Here is a 15,688-nt window from a genome sequence, read left to right on the forward strand (position 1 = left end):
GGTCAGCTCCCCGCCAGCAACGTCCGGAGCTGCCCCGCGCTCTGTTTCAGCAGCGCCGCCGGGTCGCCCTGGCCGTTCAGGATCTTCTCGAACCCCGGGTCGATGACCTCGCTCTGCATCTGCGCGAACTTGGTCTGGCCGGGCAGGAACGGCACGGCCTTCGGCGCGTACTTGGCGAACACCGCGACGTTGGGGTTCTTCAGGTCCGACGCGCCGACGTCGGTACGGGTGGGCGGGAAACCGGTGGTGTTGGCGAAGTAGATCTGGGAGTCGCGGGAGTTCCAGTAGGAGAAGAACTCCTCGGCCGCCTTCTTCTTCGCGCCGGTCGCGCGGCTGCCGAGCGAGAACTGCACGCTGTCGCTGAGCGTCGTCTGCGCGGCCGGTCCGGCGGGCACCATCGCGAGGCCGTAGTCGATCTTCGACTGCTCCAGCGAGGACGTCAGCCAGGGGCCGTTGATCTCCATCGCCGCGTCACCGGACTGCATGAGCTTGTCGGCGTCCGCGCCCGACGTGCCCACCGGCATGACGTGGTTCGTGCGGACCAGGTTCGTCCACGTGGTCATGGCCTGGATCGACTGGGGGCTGTCGAGCGTGACCGTCCTGCCGTCGTCGCCGATGACGCCGCCGCCCTGGCCGGCCAGCAGGATCGGGATGCCCTCGACCGTCTCGTGCGTGCCCATCGTGATGCCGTACTGCGCCGGCTTGCCGCCGGGCCCCTTGCCCTTGGTGAGCTTCTTCAGGTCGGCGATCCACTCGTTCCAGTCGGCCGGCGGCGCCGCGATGCCGGCCTGCTTGAACAGCTTCTTGTTGTAGTAGAGGAGCAGCGGGGTGAAGTTCGCCGGCAGGCCGTACTGCTTGCCGGCGTACTGGCCCGCCTGCAGCGCGCCGGGCACGATCTTGGACTTGTCGAGGCCGGCCGAGAAGGCGTCGTCGAGCGGCTGGAAGACGCGCTTGGCGGCGTACTGCGCCACCTGGTTGGCGCTCATCGCCGTGACGTCGGGGCCCTTGCCGGCGCCGTAGGCGGGCAGCAGCTTCTGGTAGAAGACGTCCCACGGCATGATCTGCATGTTCACGTGGATCTTCGGGTGCGACTTGTTGAACTCGTCGACCAGATGCTCGACGCCGGGCCGGTCGCCTCCGGTGAAACCGTTCCAGAACGACAACGTGACGGTGCCACCGCTCTTGTCGTCCGACGTGCCGGACCCGCCACACGCGGCGGCGGCGGCGAGCGTCGCCAGCGCGGCGAACGCGGTGAGCTTTCTGCGTAGGTCCACGGCGTCTCCTCCCTCATCGGCAGCGATGAGCCGGCCCGACGTCTCCTCACCGGGCCGGAGTTACCGGGACCATACTCGCGAAGGTAAACGATGTACACCCCTCACCTCGGAGTAACTCATGTCGCCCATGGTGCAGCTTCCATCGATGTAGTAATCGATATACTCTCGTCCGGCGACAAGAGGGGGTCGGGGATGACCAGCACGTCCGCGCAACCAGGACGCCGCTCGGCGAGCATGAAGGACGTGGCCGCCCGTGCCGGAGTGTCGGTCAAGACCGTCTCGAACGTCATCAACGGCGCGCACGTCGGCGCCGCGACCCGCGAACGCGTCGAGCGCGCCATCGCCGACCTCGGCTACCGGCCCAACATCAGCGCCCGCAACCTGCGCCGCGGCCGTACGGGGATCCTGGCCCTCGCCGTGTCCGAGGTGGACGTCCCGTACTTCGCCGAGCTCGCCCGGCTCATCGTCGACACCGCCGAGGAGCACGGCTACACGATCCTGATCGACCAGACCGGCGGCGACCCGAAGCGCGAGCAGTACGTCGTCGACGGCATGGGCGCCCGGCTGGTCGACGGCATCGTGTTCAGCCCGGTCGCCATGGACCACCTCGACATCGCCCGCCGCACGGACACGACACCGCTGATCCTGCTCGGCGAACGCGTCTCGGCCGGCACCGCCGACCACGTCGCGATCGACAATGTCGCCGCCGCCCGCACCGCCACCGCGCACCTGGCGGGTCAGGGCCGTCGCCGCATCGCCGCGATCGGCACGCAGCCGTCGTACGCGCAGGGCACCGCCACCATGCGCGAGAGCGGCTACCGCGCGGCGCTGAACGACGCCGGGCTCCCGGTGGAGGAATCTCTGATCGTGGCCGCCCGGCAGTACCACCGCCGCGACGGCGCGGAGGCGGCGGCGTACCTGACCGAGCTGGAGGATCCGCCGGACGCGGTGTTCTGCTTCAACGACACCCTGGCCCTGGGCGCGATGCGGACGCTGCACGACCGCGGCTACCGCATCCCCGAGGACGTCGCGGTCGTCGGCTTCGACGACATCGACGACGGCCGGTACAACGTGCCGAGCCTGACGACCATCAGCCCGGACAAGGCCGGCATCGCCCGCTCGGCCCTGCGCCTGCTGCTCGACCGCATCGCCGCCGTCGACTCCCCGCCCCGCGAGGTGACGGTGAGCCACGAACTCCGCGTCCGCGAGAGCTCGGGAGCGGGCCCCCGACGGCGCCCCTAACGCCGTCGGCGTACGACGAGGACGGACGAGTCGACCTGCGGTGGCGGGCGGAAGGCGCGGCGGGGCAGCGCACGGCCGGCCCGGACCTCCCAGCGGCCCGGTCGCGAACGCCCCTCGGTGTACCGGCGGACCACCGCGCGCTGGAGGACCAGGTCGGCGGCGACCAGCCGCGACCGCGGCGCGAGCAGGAGCCGCAGCAGCTCACTGGAGATCGCGTACGGCGGGCTGGCGACGACGCGGAACGGCCGGCGCGGCAACGGCAGGGCCAGCGCGTCGGTCTCGACGACCGTCACATCCGTGCCCGCGAACCGCTCGCGCAGCCGCTCGGCCCGGCCGGGATGCGGCTCGACCGCGACGACCCGGGCTCCGGCCGCCAGCAGATGGGTGGTCAGCGCGCCACGGCCGGCGCCGATGTCGAGCACGAGCTGCCCCGGGCGTACGCGGGCGTCCTCGACGACACGGCGGGCCCACTCGTCAACGAGCGGATGCCAGCCCCACGCCCGCCGCGACCGCCCGGAGGCGACCACGGCGCACCATGTTCATGAAGCACGTCATGCCGTTCACCGTAGGAGGCCCCCACATGGCCCGGCAATCGAATTACGGGCGCCGTGATCGCTGCCCCAGGCGCGAACCCGAACTCGGGGAGGCGAGCCGATGACAGTGCGGAGCGCGGTCGTTCTCGGGCCTGGCGGCGTGGTCGGCACGGCGTGGCTGGCCGGGCTGGCGGCGGGGCTACGCCGCGAAGGTGTCGACCTGGGCGCCGCCGACCTGATCGTGGGCACGTCGGCGGGCGCGATCGTCGGGGCGATCCTGGCCCGCGGCGAAGACCTCGACCGGCTTGCCACGCTGCCCGCGCCGACCGGTCCCCCGGACGGTGCACGGCCCGATCCGGCGAAGCTCGCGGAGGTGTTCGCGACGCTCGGCGACACCGGGATCGACCGCGCCGAGGCCACGCGCCGGGTCGGCCGGCTCGCCGTCGCCGCCACGACCGGCGCCGAGGAAGCGGTCATCGCCCGGATGCGGTCCCTGGTCGGCGGAGCGGAGTGGCCGTCGCGGCCGCTGCTGATCCCGGCGGTGGACGCCGAAACCGGCGAGGCGGTGGTCTGGGACCGGCGAGGCGCCGCGTCGCTGCCGGAGGCCGTGGCCGCGAGCACCGCCTTCCCCGCGACCGCCCCGCCGATCACCATCGGCGGGCGCCGTTACATCGACGGCGCGCTCCGGGCCGGAACCAACCTCGACCTGGCCGGTGACGCGGAAACGCTGATCGTCGCCGAGCCGATGGCGCACGGCTTCGGCCCGAGCGACGCCGGAGAGGGCGAGCGGATCGTCGTCCGGCTGGTTCCGGACGCCGAGGCGACCGAGGCGATCGGCCCGGATGTCGGCGACCGCGCCGCATGGGCGCCCGCGTATCAGGCCGGCGTCAGGCAGGCCGAGGACGCCGCCGAACGCATCAGGGAGTGTTCCGCGATCAGGTGACGGGACGGGAGGCTCCCGTCACCGTCATGCCACCGCCAGGTGATGATCTTCGCCCCCGCCGGTAAAAAGACCCCGGCGGGGGTCACGGTCGTGATGATCTCGCGGGGAAACCCTCTTCCGGACGCCGGGCCACGACGTCCGGAAGGCCGAACTCGACGGGGGAACAGAAGATGATCAAATCCATCGGACGACACGCCCTGACCGCCGCAACGACGATCACGCTCAGCGGCGCCGCGGTCGTCGCGCCGTACGGGCCAGCGGAGGCGTCGAGCTTCTCGGCCACCTACACCTGCACCGTGCCGGTGCTGGGCTCCCGCCCGGTCACCATCAACGGCCGCCTGACCGCCTCGGCCGACCAAGCGACGGTGGGCCGGCCGCTCCGCTTCCACCTGCGCATCTCCCGCCTGAACCTGCGCACGCCGGTACCCATCGACAGCTGGACCGCGGTAGCCGAGATCGACGTCAACGGCGCACGGACGGGTTCGTTCCGCATGACCGGAACCGGCGGCCCGGTAACGCCACGAGAACCCATCAGCGGCGACCTGTTCGGCTCCTGGACCCCGAGAACACCCGGTACGGCCCGCTTCCGCGGCGCCAACGTGGCCCTGACCGCCCGAGTAGCCCGAGTAGGCCAACTAACCGCAGCCTGCACCCCGACCACCCCCCGCCCGGTAATGGAAACCGTAACGGTGCTCCAGCCATAACCAACAAGCCAAAACCAGAGGCAGAGAACCGCCGGGCCCAGACAACGGGCCCGGCACCCCCGGCATCCGAACAACCCGAGCAAAAAACCCTCGTGAGACCCCAGCCACGTGGGGGCGTGGGGGCGAAGCCCCCACATCGGGGGGAATGAGGGGTCGCCCCCCAAAAGGAATAGCGGCCCAACGCGAAACCGCCCCCCGAAGGGGGGCGGTGAGTAAGTTGAGCCAGCCCGTGGAGCTATGGGGATTCGAACCCCAGACCTCCTCCATGCCATGGAGGCGCGCTACCAACTGCGCCATAGCCCCGCGCGTCTTTCAGGTCTCCCTGCGACGCCCCGTCAGTGTATAGGACCTGACGGCCATACCTGTAATCGATCAGCCGTCACCCGCGGCACGGTCGTCACTCAGGACGGGTTCCGGCAGCGTACCGGCGTTGTGCTCGACCAGACGCCAGCCGAGGCGACCGTCCTCCAGCACCGACCAGCAGCAGTTCGACAGGCCTCCGAAGCGGCCCCACAGCTCCTCGGGGAAGCCGAGCCAGTGCAGCATGCCGATGCGGACGGCCGCGCCGTGGGAGACCACGACGAGCAGGCCGTCGTCCGGGATGCGGGTCAGCGCGCGTTCGAGGGCGGCGCCGAAGCGCTTGGCGACCTGTTCCGCGGTCTCGCCGCCTGGCGGCTGCCAGATGGCGTGCTCGCTGGGGTAGCGGGTGCGGATCTCGTGGTTCGTCAGGCCTTCCCAGGCGCCGCCGCCGCGTTCGATGAGGTCCGGGTCGTGGTTGACCGGCAGGCCGGTGACCTCGCTGAGCGCGCCGGCGGTGGCGCTGGCCCGCTGCAGCGGGGACGAGACGATCGCGGACGGGAGAAGGGCGGCGAGGAGCCGGGCGGAGCGGGCCGCCTGCTGCACGCCGGTCTGGTCCAGCGGGATGTCGGTCGTGCCCTGAAAGCGACGTTCGACGTTCCAGGCCGTCTGGCCGTGTCGCCACAACACGATCTTGCGCGGCCCGGTCACGAGCGCTCGCCTTCGTCCGGATGGATCTGCGGGCTCACCGGCCGTCACCCGCGCGTACACGTTGTGCCGCGTGGGCGTTGACGTCTTCGGGCAGAGCCATCTCCGGGCAGTCCTTCCACAGGCGCTCGAGCGCGTAGTAGACGCGGTCCTCTTCGTGCTGGATGTGCACGATGATGTCGGAGTAGTCGAGGAGCACCCATCGGCCTTCGCGCTCGCCCTCACGGCGAATCGGCTTGGCGTCGGCGTCCTCGCGCAGGCGCCTCTCGACCTCGTCGACGATCGAGCGGACCTGACGGTCGTTGGCGGCCGAGCAGAGGACGAAGGCGTCCGTGATGACGAGCTGCTCGCTCACGTCATAGGCGATGATGTTCTCGGCCAGCTTCTCCGCCGCGGCCTCGGCGGCGAGTTGGACCAGCTGGTTGGCCCTGTCGGATGCGGTCACGATGCTGTCGTGTTCCTCCCTGCGGGGGCTTCGTCGTCAGTCGCCACGATAAAGCCCTCGTTTATTGATGTATTGCACGATTCCGTCTGGCACCAGGTACCACACGGGCTCGCCGGCACGCACGCGTTCGCGGCACTCGGTCGATGAGATCGCCAGAGCGGGCACCTCGACGAGGCTCACCCCGCCGCCGGGCAGCCCGGGGTCGGCGAGGTTGTGGCCGGGACGCGTACAGCCTATGAAATGTGCGAGGTTGAAGAGCTCATCCGCGTCACGCCAGGACAAGATCTCGCCCAGAGCGTCAGCGCCGGTTATGAAGAACAACTCGGCGTCCGGCCCGTGTATTTCGCGCATCTCCCGCAACGTGTCGATGGTGTAGGTCTTCCCTGGCCGGTCGATGTCGACGCGGCTGACCGAGAACCGGGGGTTGGACGCGGTCGCGATCACCGTCATCAGGTAGCGGTCCTCGGCCGGGGACGTCTTCCGCCCCTCCTTCATCCACGGCTGGCCGGTCGGCACGAAGATCACCTCGTCCAGCGCGAACAGGTGCGCCACCTCGCTCGCGGCCACGAGGTGACCGTGGTGGATGGGATCGAAGGTGCCGCCCATGACCCCGAGTCGACGTTTCATCCTCTTGTGGCGCGGAAACCCCCGGTGCCACGACCGGGGACGATGCGCCTCCTCCTCACAAGTCGATCGCAGGACAGCAACTTGGGTCACGAACTGTCGGTGGCAGTCCGTAACGTCTCCGCCACGAGAACGGAACGGAATCGCGCGGAGGGAGGGTGGCGGTGACGTTGCGGAAGTCGGCGGTCAAGCAGGCAGGGTGTTCCTCGGTGGTACAGGTACGCCTGACGCCCACGCCTGAACAGGCGGTCCGGCTGGCCGCGGCCGTGGCGGTCTGCAACACCGCCGCCACCTACGCCTCCCGCATCGCCTGGGAACAGGGCGTGTTCGGGCAGTTGGCGTTGCACCGGCTGATCTACCGGCACCTGCGCGACCACTTCGCCGACCTTGGCGCCCAGGCCACCGTACGCACGATCGCACGCGTCGCCGACGTTTACGCCAACCGCCGATCGACCAGGAAACGGGCGCACGTCTTCCGGCCACACGCCGCCGTGCCCTACGACGCCAGAATGATCAGCTTCAACCGAGACGCCCGCATCGCCTCCGTTTGGACCCCCGCCGGCCGGATCCACGTGGCTTATACCGGCCGGGACAGCGACCTGAAGGCCATCGCCACGTTGCCGATCGGGGAATGCGACTTGATCGAACGCAACGGACTCTGGCTTCTTCAAGTCGCCGTCACTCTTCCCCGGCCGGATTTCGCCGAGCCGGTCAATGGCTTCCTCGGGGTTGATCAGGGCACGGCGAACCTGACCGTCACCTCCGACGGAGAGGTCCTGCCCGGCACGATCGAGAACAACGGTCACATCCGTGGTCTCCGCGACCGTCGGCACCGGCAACGCCGACGGCTGCAGGCCAAGGGCACCTCCGCGGCCCGGCGTCGGCTGCGCACGCTGGCCGGGCGCGAGTCGCGGATGATGAAAGACGTCAACCACCAGATCAGCAAACACCTGGTGCGTAAGGCCTCGGTGTTGTCCGCGCACGGAGCCGGCACCGGCCGCGGTATCGCCATGGAGCGTCTTGATGGCATCCGCGGCCGGGTAAGGGCTTCCCGGTCCCAGCGACGCACTCTGCACGGCTGGGCATTCGCCCAGCAGATCACCTTCACCCGCTACAAGGCCGAACGCGCCGGCATCGCCTTCACCACCGTCGACCCGGCATACACGAGTCAGACCTGCCCGCGATGCGGACACGTCACCCGGCTCAACCGGCCTGAGCGCGGCACATTCAGGTGCCGATCCTGCGATCTCGCTGGACACGCAGACCACATCGCAGCCATCAACATCGCCAACCGCGGTGTCGAGGGCTGGGGCGCCATCAACCGCCCACACGCTACCGGCCTCCCTTCAGCCAGACGGGCCCCGGAGAGCAAGCCACAGACGTCAACCCGTGGCCGTTGATGGCGCGACCCTAACCAGCGGCGCCGACGTCCGATTCGTACGCCCCCTCGATTCGCCGCCCGGCATCAGTGCTCGGCCGCGTTGCGCAGTTCGAACGTGACGCCGGCCAGGGACTTGACGCTGCGGTATCCCGATCTGAACACCATGCCGAGGGTCGAGCCGTCCGCCCAGGCGCAGGTCACCACCGTCCCGTCCTCGTCCCTGCCCCTCCCGCAGCGGAGCACACCGCCGAACCGCCCGGCCGTGTAGTCCTTCGCGCTGTCCTTTATCCCCAGCGGCTCGAACACCCAGTCGACCTGCTCCGACGGCGTGGCGGCCCGCAGCTGCCTCGCCGCCGCCGGAGCGTCCTTCGCCGAGAGCCCGATGAAGACGATGGGAGGCTCGGTGCTTCCGCGCCTCTGGTAGATGGCGGTCTTCGCGTGCGTGAACGCGCCACCGTGCGGTGCCATCTCCTGAAGCATGGCCTTCTCGGCCTGCTGCGCGTCGCTTCCGGTCTTCCGCTGGTAGGGGCCGAAGGTCTCGGGGACGACGATCGCGTGCACCTCGTGTGGGGCGCCCAGTGGCCCAGCCATCACGAGCAGCATGGACATGGCGGGCACGGCGACGGACACGACGGCGGCCACGACGACGAGCCCGATGAGCAGGCCCCGGCGGTTCTTCTTCGGCGGCAGCGGCGCGCCGTACGGCACGGACGGCGCGCCGTCGGCGTACGACCGAAACAAGCCGTTGCCGTACGACGCCGGGCCGCCGGGGGCCTCATGGCCTCCCGGGCCGCCGCGCGGCGTGTCGCTCCGGCCCGCCAGGCCCTCATCAGGCCGAGGGTCGCCGTCCGGCGGCACGAACCCCGGCCCGTCGTCCTGTCCGTCGTTCACTCGTCCCCCGTCAGCGTTCGGCGGCGTCGCGCAGCCGGAGGGTGACCCGCGCCAGCGTCGCGGCCGACTTCTGGGGCTGGGCGACCATGCCGAAAGTGGAGGAGTCCGCCCACGCGCAGGTCATCGCCGTCATACCGCCCAGATCACCCTTGCCACAGCGGAGTACGCCGCCGAAATGCCCGGGCGCGTAGTCCTTGGTCTGGGCCACTCCCGTGCCGAGGAACATCTGGTCGACCAGCTCCGACGGGGACGTCGTTCGCATCGCTTCGGCGATCTTCGGGCTGTCCTTGGCCGACATGCCCACGAAGAGCAGCCGACGGTCCGGGTCGCCGCCGTAGGTATAGATCGCGATCTTCCACTTCGCGTACACGTCGGCGTGCTGACGGTCCTCCTTGACCATCGACTGGCGCATCCTCTGGACCAGCCGGTCCGCGACGTTGCCGGTCAGCCGCCGGTACGTTCCGACGGTCATCGGCGGCACGATGGAGTGCGTCACGCTCTCGGCCGCCGGCGAGGTCGCGTCACCGGACGGCGCGGCGGCCGCGTCCGGCCGGGTGTGGTGGTCGCCGGATGACAGGACCACGCCGGCCAGTGCGGCGACGCCGCCCAGCACGACGACCGCGCCGATCGCCAGACCGACGATCAGCCCCGTCCGGCGCCGGCTCGACGGCTCCTCCCACGGCTCGGGTCCGTACGATCCGAACCCTCCACCGTACGAGCCGGGCTGCGTGCCGTACGCCTCGGGCTGCGTGCCGTACGCGCCCGGTCGTCCCTCGTATCGCGGCTGCGCTCCGGCCCCGTACGGCGCCCCGTCCTGCGGCTCGTCCGGCCACCGCCCGCCATCCGGCGGCGCGAAGCCACCCTGTCCACCGTTCACGACACTCCCCGCTCCAAGCACTCCCCGCTCCAAGCCCCGTCACCGATCAAAGGATCGGTAAAGGTTAGCCAGTGAACGAACGGCGTTATGTCGCAAATGAGCATCAATGAGGGGGCTACAGGCCGGGTAGCGGTGCCTCTCCGGACTCCCAAGTCACCACGCGCACCGCCTTGCCGATCTCCACTCGCGGCACCGTGCCGGCCGGCAGCACCCGGACCTCGCACGACAGGCCCAGCTCGGCCGACAGCTCCTGCTCCAGCCCCGGACCGGCCCCCTCGCACGCCACGATGAGCCGCGGCATGGTCGCCCGCCGGTCGACGATCACCTGGTAGTGCGGCGAGGCGTGCCGCAGCAGCACCGCCTCGATCTCGCGCGGATAGACGTTCACGCCCCGGACGACCAGCATGTCGTCGCGGCGGCCCAGCACCTTGCTCATCCGGACGAGCGTGCGCCCGCACGGGCACGGCGCGGTCGTCAGCGACGCGATGTCCCCGGTGCGGTAGCGCAGCAGCGGCATCGCCTCGCGCGTCGTGGTGAACACCAGCTCGCCCGGCGTGCCCTCCGGCACCGGCGAGCCGTCCTCGCCGACCGCCTCCACGAGGAAGTGGTCCTCGTTGACGTGGAGGCCGTCGCGTTCGAGGCACTCGGTGGCCACTCCCGGCCCGATGACCTCCGACAGGCCGTAGATGTCCAGCGCGGCCAGGCCGAGCAGGTCCTCGATCGTGCCGCGCAGCTCCTCCGACCAGGGCTCGGAGCCGAACAGGCCGGCCTTGAGGTTCAGCTCGACCCCGGCGTCCCGCGCGGCCTCCCCCAGGCGTACCGCGTAGGACGGCGTGCAGGTCAGGATGTCGGGCCGCAGGTCGGCGAGCAGCCGGATCTGCCGCTCGGTCATGCCGCCCGACATCGGCACGACCGTCGCGCCGAGGGCGACCGCGCCCTGGTGGATGCCGAGCCCGCCGGTGAACAGGCCGTAGCCGTAGGCGTTGTGCACCACGCTGTCCGGGCCGGCGCCCGCGCAGACCAGGGACCGCGCGCACATCGCCGCCCACAGCTCCAGGTCGCCCCGCGTGTACGGGACGAGCGTCGGCCGGCCGCGCGAGCCGCTGGAGCCGTGCACCACGACGACGTCGCGCATCGGCACCGCCAGCATGCCGTGCGGGTAGGAGTCCCACAGGTCCTGCTTGGTGGTGAACGGCAGCTTGGGCAGATCGGCGAGCGCGACGTCCTCGCCGCCCGTGACGCCGGCCGCGCGCAGCCGCTCGCCCTGGACGCCGCCGGCCCGTACGAGCCGGTCGATCAGTTCGCGCAGGCGGGCCCGCTGCAGTGCGGCCCGCTCGTCGCGCGACATCGTCTCCGCGGGCCCTGGCCCGTACGCCTCCACCATGAACCGGACCATAGATGGCGCACACGCGGGAGGGGAACCCTGAGCGGGGCACAAGCGTCGGACATAGCATGCCGGACATGACGAGCAACACGCCCGACCGTTCACGCACGCGCTTTCCGGGCATCAGCTCCCGGGCCTACGAACACCCCGCCGACCGGTCGGCGCTGGTGGCGCTGCGGTCGCTGACGGGCTTCGACACCGTGCTCAAGCGCCTGGCGGGCCTGTTCAGTGAGCGCGCGATCCGGTTGATGTTCCTCGGCGGGAGCGTACGCGCCGGTGAGACGCAGTTCCGCAACATCAACGACATGGTCCGCGACGCCTCCTACATCCTCGACCTGCCCGAGGTGCCGGAGCTGTACGTCGTGCAGGACCCCACGCCGAACGCCATGACGATCGGCACCGACCACCCGTTCATCGTGCTCAACACCGGCCTTGTCGACCTGCTCGACGACGAGGAGCTGCGGTTCGTCGTGGCCCACGAGGTCGGGCACGTGCTCTCCGGCCACGCGGTGTACCGGACGATGGCACTGATCCTGACCAACCTCGGCGCGCGGATCGCCTGGCTGCCGTTCGGCAACATCGCCATCTCCGCGATCCTCATGGGCCTGAACGAATGGCAGCGCAAGGCCGAGCTGTCCGCCGACCGCGCCGGGCTGCTCGCCGGCCAGGACGTCGACGCGGGCAAGCGCGCCCTGATGAAACTCGCCGGCGGCGGCCGCCTGACCGAGATGGACTCCGAGGCGTTCCGCGAGCAGGCTCGCGAGTACGACGCGGCCGGCGACGTGCGCGACGGGCTGCTGAAGTTCCTCAACCTGCTGACCCGCTCGCACCCGTACGCCGTGGTGCGTTTCGCGGAGCTGGAGCACTGGGCGAACGAGGGCGAATACCAGCGCATCCTCGCCGGCGACTACCCGCGCCGGGCCGACGACGCGAACGCCTCGATCTCCGATGAGATCAAGAACGCCGCCCGCGCCTACCGCGAGTCGTGGAACCGTAGCGAGGACCCGTTCATCGGCGTGGTCAAGGGCGCGGCCGAGGGCGCCGTCAACGTGGGCGAGAAGATCTTCTCCCGCTTCGGCGGCCGCCCGGGAGACGACCGCAACCGCGAGTCCTGACGGGGGGTACGCCGCCCCCTCATCCCCGAACGGACGCCCGGCAGCCGGAGACGGTCTGCCGGGCGTCGACGCGTTCCGGTACGCCGGTCCGCTCAGACGGTCTAATCCGACTTGGTGTCCGAGTTCCCGAGGAGGAGCGCGAGCAGCGTGTTCGTGATGCCGGTCTGCAGCAGACGGCCGATCGCCAGCTCCTCCGGAATGGCGACCTGACCGCCGGGGATCATGAGGGAGCCCGCTATCTGCGCCGCGGTCACGCCGCCGTCGAGGAGCTTGAAGATCTTGTAGGAGGCCAGCCCGATCGGCACCACGCCGCCGGCGATGAGCGCCGTCACCAGCGCGCCCTTGTGGTGGTCGATGAGGTTGTTGATCGCGCCCTGCGGATGGTCGATCGTCTGCGTCATCGACGTTCCGGCCGCGCTCTGGACGGCGGAGGTCGCGCGCTGTCCGTGGGTCTTCGCGTCGGTCACCGCGGGCTGAACGTTGGTCGCGTGCTGCTGGTACACGGTGCCGACGGCGTGTGCCGTGTCCTCATTGGCGTTCGTCCAGCCCGCGGCTCCGGCTATGCCCATGAGGTTGAGCAGCTTGGCAAACCAGCCCGGGAGCTCTATCGCCATTGGATCGTGTCACCTTTCCGGCCGCGTCCGGCCTCCTCGGATCAGGGTCAGACCGACTGGGTCAGGCCGGTGTTCGCGTCTTCCGCTCCGGTCATGTTCCCGGACATCACCTGCATCGCCTGCCCGTGGCTGTGCAGCACGTCGAGGTTCTGCTGGCCGGTGGACATCATCATCTGGTGGACGGCCGTGAAGCACCCGCCGAGCACGCCCCCGATCAGATCGTTCGGGTCGTTGTTGGGGTTCCACCACTCGCCGAACCCCTCGATCTGCGTCTGGGTGTTGGCCAGGTGGGTTCGGGCGTTCTCGTGGGCGGTCACGATGCCGTCGCCGGCCAGCTTCAGCTGCGGCCGGTCGTACTCGATCTGCGGCTCGGTCATCCTTGCTCCCTCAACGCTCCGGCTCGATGCCGTTGATCACGTCACTCAACGCCCGGAAGTAGGACTCCAGCCGGGCCATGTTCCGTTCCCTCAGCTGGCCGAGTTGTTTCTTCACCGCTTCCGGATCGACGTCGGCCTCCGCCCGCCGGTCCCGCGTCCTGGCGTCCAGGTCGTCCAGCGCGGCGTTCACCGCGGTGACGACGTCCCGTTCGAGCTCGACGGTGCCGCGTGTCGCGCGGGCGTCCAGAACCAGTGACTTGAGCCGGCCGACGGGGACGCACACCGCGCGCACCGACGCCCGCGGGGCCTCGCCCGTACCGGTGAGCTCCTCGTCGCCGAGGTGCCGCGCCTCGTCCACCGTTCGCAGGAGGCCGGTCACCTCGTCGACCATGTCGTCGACGTTCAGGGTCGGCAGATCGGCCACCCTGACCCCGGCCTGGCGCAGTTCGGTGACGACGTCCGCGGCGAACTCCATCCGCTGGCTCATGTCGCGCCGGAATTGCTCGTTCGCCTTCTGCAGGTCGGCGATGATCTCGCGCAAATCGAAATCCGGGGCCTCGCCGTCGAAGCGACGCGCGCGGAAGTCCTCGAGCGCGGCGTTGACCGCCTCGATGAGAAGCCGGCTCAGCTCCTCCCGTGAGGATCGCAGCAGCCTCGGTTCCACACGTACGGTCTCCAACCGCTCGTCGACCACGGTCGCCCGTACGCGGCCCTCGTCGGCTTCGCCGACACCGCGGGGGGTCCTTCCGGGGCCGGTGTCCGACCGCTCTACCGACCACTGCGCCATGGCCTGATCGTACAGCGATCGCGCCTTACCTGAAGGATCGACGGCAAACGCCGGAAGTGCCGCTATGACACTTCGAAGATGTGCGATAGCGGTGAATGCCGCGAATGACGATCGCCGTGCGGGGCCGAGTCCCCCATGACGCCGGACCCGCGACACACGCGGTGCACGCCGGCGAGTGTACGGAGGCGGGTTACTCCGAGCACGGTTGCGCGTAGCCTGGAGTTCACTTCTTGAACACCGTAGACCCGCTGGGGGACCGATGGTGGCGATGCCGGGCTCGCAGACGTCCCTGCGGGAGGCCAACCAGCGGCGGGTCATCGAGGCGGTGCGCGAGTCCGGGGCGCCGACCCAGGCCGACATCGCGCGCACCACCGGGCTCTCCCGCGCCACCGTCTCCAACATCGTGCGCGAGCTGACCGCCGGCGGGCTGCTCGTCGTGACGCCGACGTCGGCCGGCGGGCGCCGGGCCCGCGCGGTGTCGCTGGCTCCCGGCGCCGGGCTCGCCGTCGGGGTCGACTTCGGCCACTCGCACCTGCGCGTGGCGATCGGCAACCTCGCCCGCGAGGTGATCGCCGAGCGGGTCATGCCGCTCGACGTCGGCGCGTCGGCGGCCGACGGCCTGTCCGCGGCGGAACGTCTCATGGACGGGCTGCTGGCCTCGGCCGGCGCGACGCGCGAGGACGTGGTCGGGATCGGGCTCGGCGTGCCCGGTCCGGTCGACGCGGTGACCGGCACGATCGGGTCGAGCACGATCCTGCCCGGCTGGGCCGGCATCCACGCCGCCGACGAGGCCGCCCGGCGCCTCGGCCGCCCCGTGCACGTCGACAACGACGCCAACCTCGGCGCGCTCGGCGAGATGACGTGGGGCGCGGCGCACGGCCACGCCGACGCCGCGTACATCAAGATCAGCTCTGGCGTCGGCGCCGGCATCGTCATCGGCGGCCGTCTCTACCACGGGCCCGGCGGCACCGCGGGCGAGCTCGGGCACCTCACGCTCGACGAGAGAGGGCCGATGTGCCGCTGCGGCAACCGCGGCTGCCTGGAGACCTACGCCGGCGGCCGTTACCTCGCCGAGTTGCTGCGGCACGCGCACGGCGACGGCCTGACCACCGCGCGGATCGTCGAGCTGGCCCTCGCCGGCGACGCGCCGTGCCGCCGCGCGGTCGGCGACGCCGGCCGTTACGTCGGCGCCGGTGTGGCCGGCCTGTGCAACCTGCTGAACCCGACGCGAGTCGTGGTCGGCGGCGACCTGGGCCGTGCGGGGGCGCTGCTGCTGGATCCGATGGCCGAGGCGGTGAGACGATCGGCGATCGCCAGCGCGGCCTCGCTGGTGTCGATCGTGCCCGGGGTCCTCGGCGACCGCGCGGAGGTGCTCGGCGCGCTGGCGCTCGTTCTCCAGGTCGCGTTCAACTCTTGAACGATTCTGGCAGGCTTCGGCCAAACTTAATTCAAGCCTTGATTTGATCTTCGGCTGGGTCTTTGATCACAGAGC

At 70.5% G+C, this 15,688-nt stretch carries 17 protein-coding genes and 1 tRNA gene; 6 read left to right on the forward strand and 12 right to left on the reverse strand.

All coding sequences use genetic code 11. The features are described 5' to 3' along the window. Positions 1 to 2: 2 nt before the first annotated feature. Positions 3 to 1,274, reverse strand: coding sequence for an ABC transporter substrate-binding protein (locus ACQEV1_RS40250; protein ID WP_285627717.1), 1,272 nt, complete (start codon positions 1,272 to 1,274; stop codon positions 3 to 5). A 192-nt stretch (positions 1,275 to 1,466) separates the two neighbouring features. Here ACQEV1_RS40250 and ACQEV1_RS40255 point away from each other — a divergent pair, with 192 nt between their 5' ends. Continuing rightward, on the forward strand, positions 1,467 to 2,516 hold the full coding sequence (locus ACQEV1_RS40255) for a LacI family DNA-binding transcriptional regulator (protein ID WP_285627714.1): 1,050 nt from the start codon (positions 1,467 to 1,469) through the stop codon (positions 2,514 to 2,516). Here ACQEV1_RS40255 and ACQEV1_RS40260 read toward each other — a convergent pair. Next, on the reverse strand, positions 2,513 to 3,043 hold the full coding sequence (locus ACQEV1_RS40260) for an rRNA adenine N-6-methyltransferase family protein (protein WP_433401727.1): 531 nt from the start codon (positions 3,041 to 3,043) through the stop codon (positions 2,513 to 2,515). The two genes, ACQEV1_RS40255 and ACQEV1_RS40260, sit on opposite strands and share 4 nt — an antisense overlap. Positions 3,044 to 3,170: 127 nt before the next feature. On the opposite strand from ACQEV1_RS40260, the gene ACQEV1_RS40265 reads away from it, so the two are divergent. Next, a complete protein-coding gene (locus ACQEV1_RS40265; RefSeq protein WP_433401729.1) occupies positions 3,171 to 3,992 on the forward strand; it encodes a patatin-like phospholipase family protein in 822 nt (273 codons plus the stop codon). Between the two features lie 170 nt (positions 3,993 to 4,162). Next, a complete protein-coding gene (locus ACQEV1_RS40270) occupies positions 4,163 to 4,696 on the forward strand; it encodes a hypothetical protein (RefSeq protein WP_433401731.1) in 534 nt (177 codons plus the stop codon). Positions 4,697 to 4,926: 230 nt separating this feature from the next. On the opposite strand, the gene ACQEV1_RS40275 is transcribed toward ACQEV1_RS40270, so the two are convergent. The 4 genes from ACQEV1_RS40275 to nadD form a co-directional block, all read right to left on the reverse strand. Next, positions 4,927 to 4,999 (reverse strand) — tRNA-Ala (locus ACQEV1_RS40275). A gap of 69 nt (positions 5,000 to 5,068) precedes the next feature. Next, positions 5,069 to 5,704: a histidine phosphatase family protein gene (locus ACQEV1_RS40280; RefSeq protein WP_433401733.1), complete on the reverse strand. Its 636-nt coding sequence runs from the start codon at positions 5,702 to 5,704 to the stop codon at positions 5,069 to 5,071. 34 nt (positions 5,705 to 5,738) lie between these two features. Then, positions 5,739 to 6,146: a ribosome silencing factor gene (rsfS, locus tag ACQEV1_RS40285; protein WP_285580510.1), complete on the reverse strand. Its 408-nt coding sequence runs from the start codon at positions 6,144 to 6,146 to the stop codon at positions 5,739 to 5,741. A 36-nt stretch (positions 6,147 to 6,182) separates the two neighbouring features. Further along, positions 6,183 to 6,773 (reverse strand): nicotinate-nucleotide adenylyltransferase, encoded by a 591-nt coding sequence (gene nadD, locus ACQEV1_RS40290; RefSeq protein WP_285627701.1) that lies wholly within the window; start codon positions 6,771 to 6,773, stop codon positions 6,183 to 6,185. A gap of 161 nt (positions 6,774 to 6,934) precedes the next feature. Here nadD and ACQEV1_RS40295 point away from each other — a divergent pair, with 161 nt between their 5' ends. Beyond that, complete coding sequence (locus ACQEV1_RS40295; RefSeq protein ID WP_433401736.1) at positions 6,935 to 8,170, forward strand: RNA-guided endonuclease InsQ/TnpB family protein; 1,236 nt, start codon at positions 6,935 to 6,937, stop codon at positions 8,168 to 8,170. Positions 8,171 to 8,235: 65 nt separating this feature from the next. On the opposite strand, the gene ACQEV1_RS40300 is transcribed toward ACQEV1_RS40295, so the two are convergent. From ACQEV1_RS40300 to ACQEV1_RS40310, 3 genes are all read right to left on the reverse strand, one after another. Then, positions 8,236 to 9,042, reverse strand: coding sequence for a hypothetical protein (locus tag ACQEV1_RS40300; RefSeq protein WP_433401738.1), 807 nt, complete (start codon positions 9,040 to 9,042; stop codon positions 8,236 to 8,238). Between the two features lie 10 nt (positions 9,043 to 9,052). Beyond that, the gene (locus ACQEV1_RS40305) at positions 9,053 to 9,919 is read right to left on the reverse strand and encodes a hypothetical protein (RefSeq protein WP_433401740.1); all 867 of its coding nucleotides are present in this window, start codon (positions 9,917 to 9,919) and stop codon (positions 9,053 to 9,055) included. A 115-nt stretch (positions 9,920 to 10,034) separates the two neighbouring features. Beyond that, on the reverse strand, positions 10,035 to 11,303 hold the full coding sequence (locus tag ACQEV1_RS40310) for a phenylacetate--CoA ligase family protein (RefSeq protein ID WP_433401742.1): 1,269 nt from the start codon (positions 11,301 to 11,303) through the stop codon (positions 10,035 to 10,037). Positions 11,304 to 11,380: 77 nt separating this feature from the next. On the opposite strand from ACQEV1_RS40310, the gene ACQEV1_RS40315 reads away from it, so the two are divergent. Further along, positions 11,381 to 12,418: a M48 family metallopeptidase gene (locus ACQEV1_RS40315; RefSeq protein ID WP_433401744.1), complete on the forward strand. Its 1,038-nt coding sequence runs from the start codon at positions 11,381 to 11,383 to the stop codon at positions 12,416 to 12,418. A gap of 101 nt (positions 12,419 to 12,519) precedes the next feature. On the opposite strand, the gene ACQEV1_RS40320 is transcribed toward ACQEV1_RS40315, so the two are convergent. The 3 genes from ACQEV1_RS40320 to ACQEV1_RS40330 are packed head-to-tail and all read right to left on the reverse strand — an operon-like array spanning position 12,520 to position 14,196. Continuing rightward, positions 12,520 to 13,032, reverse strand: coding sequence for a hypothetical protein (locus ACQEV1_RS40320; RefSeq protein ID WP_433401746.1), 513 nt, complete (start codon positions 13,030 to 13,032; stop codon positions 12,520 to 12,522). Between the two features lie 47 nt (positions 13,033 to 13,079). After that, on the reverse strand, positions 13,080 to 13,409 hold the full coding sequence (locus tag ACQEV1_RS40325; protein ID WP_285627684.1) for a hypothetical protein: 330 nt from the start codon (positions 13,407 to 13,409) through the stop codon (positions 13,080 to 13,082). A gap of 10 nt (positions 13,410 to 13,419) precedes the next feature. Beyond that, positions 13,420 to 14,196 carry a hypothetical protein gene (locus ACQEV1_RS40330; protein WP_433401748.1) on the reverse strand — a complete coding sequence of 259 codons (777 nt, stop codon included), beginning with the start codon at positions 14,194 to 14,196 and terminating at the stop codon, positions 13,420 to 13,422. Between the two features lie 268 nt (positions 14,197 to 14,464). On the opposite strand from ACQEV1_RS40330, the gene ACQEV1_RS40335 reads away from it, so the two are divergent. Then, positions 14,465 to 15,613 (forward strand): ROK family transcriptional regulator, encoded by a 1,149-nt coding sequence (locus ACQEV1_RS40335; RefSeq protein WP_433401750.1) that lies wholly within the window; start codon positions 14,465 to 14,467, stop codon positions 15,611 to 15,613. Positions 15,614 to 15,688 lie beyond the last annotated feature (75 nt).

The sequence above is a fragment of the Actinoallomurus sp. CA-142502 genome, assembly GCF_050936355.1.
GTDB classification, from domain to species: Bacteria; Actinomycetota; Actinomycetes; order Streptosporangiales; family Streptosporangiaceae; genus Actinoallomurus; species Actinoallomurus iriomotensis.

Bases quoted from the DNA above. Each gene is read 5' to 3' on its own strand.
- ACQEV1_RS40255 (WP_285627714.1), top strand. From the start codon at position 1,467: ATGACCAGCACGTCCGCGCAACCAGGACGCCGCTCGGCGAGCATGAAG.
- ACQEV1_RS40265 (WP_433401729.1), top strand. From the start codon at position 3,171: ATGACAGTGCGGAGCGCGGTCGTTCTCGGGCCTGGCGGCGTGGTCGGC.
- ACQEV1_RS40270 (WP_433401731.1), top strand. From the start codon at position 4,163: ATGATCAAATCCATCGGACGACACGCCCTGACCGCCGCAACGACGATC.
- nadD (WP_285627701.1), bottom strand. From the start codon at position 6,773: ATGAAACGTCGACTCGGGGTCATGGGCGGCACCTTCGATCCCATCCAC.
- ACQEV1_RS40310 (WP_433401742.1), bottom strand. From the start codon at position 11,303: ATGGTGGAGGCGTACGGGCCAGGGCCCGCGGAGACGATGTCGCGCGAC.
- ACQEV1_RS40315 (WP_433401744.1), top strand. From the start codon at position 11,381: ATGACGAGCAACACGCCCGACCGTTCACGCACGCGCTTTCCGGGCATC.
- ACQEV1_RS40320 (WP_433401746.1), bottom strand. From the start codon at position 13,032: ATGGCGATAGAGCTCCCGGGCTGGTTTGCCAAGCTGCTCAACCTCATG.
- ACQEV1_RS40325 (WP_285627684.1), bottom strand. From the start codon at position 13,409: ATGACCGAGCCGCAGATCGAGTACGACCGGCCGCAGCTGAAGCTGGCC.
- ACQEV1_RS40330 (WP_433401748.1), bottom strand. From the start codon at position 14,196: ATGGCGCAGTGGTCGGTAGAGCGGTCGGACACCGGCCCCGGAAGGACC.
- ACQEV1_RS40335 (WP_433401750.1), top strand. From the start codon at position 14,465: ATGCCGGGCTCGCAGACGTCCCTGCGGGAGGCCAACCAGCGGCGGGTC.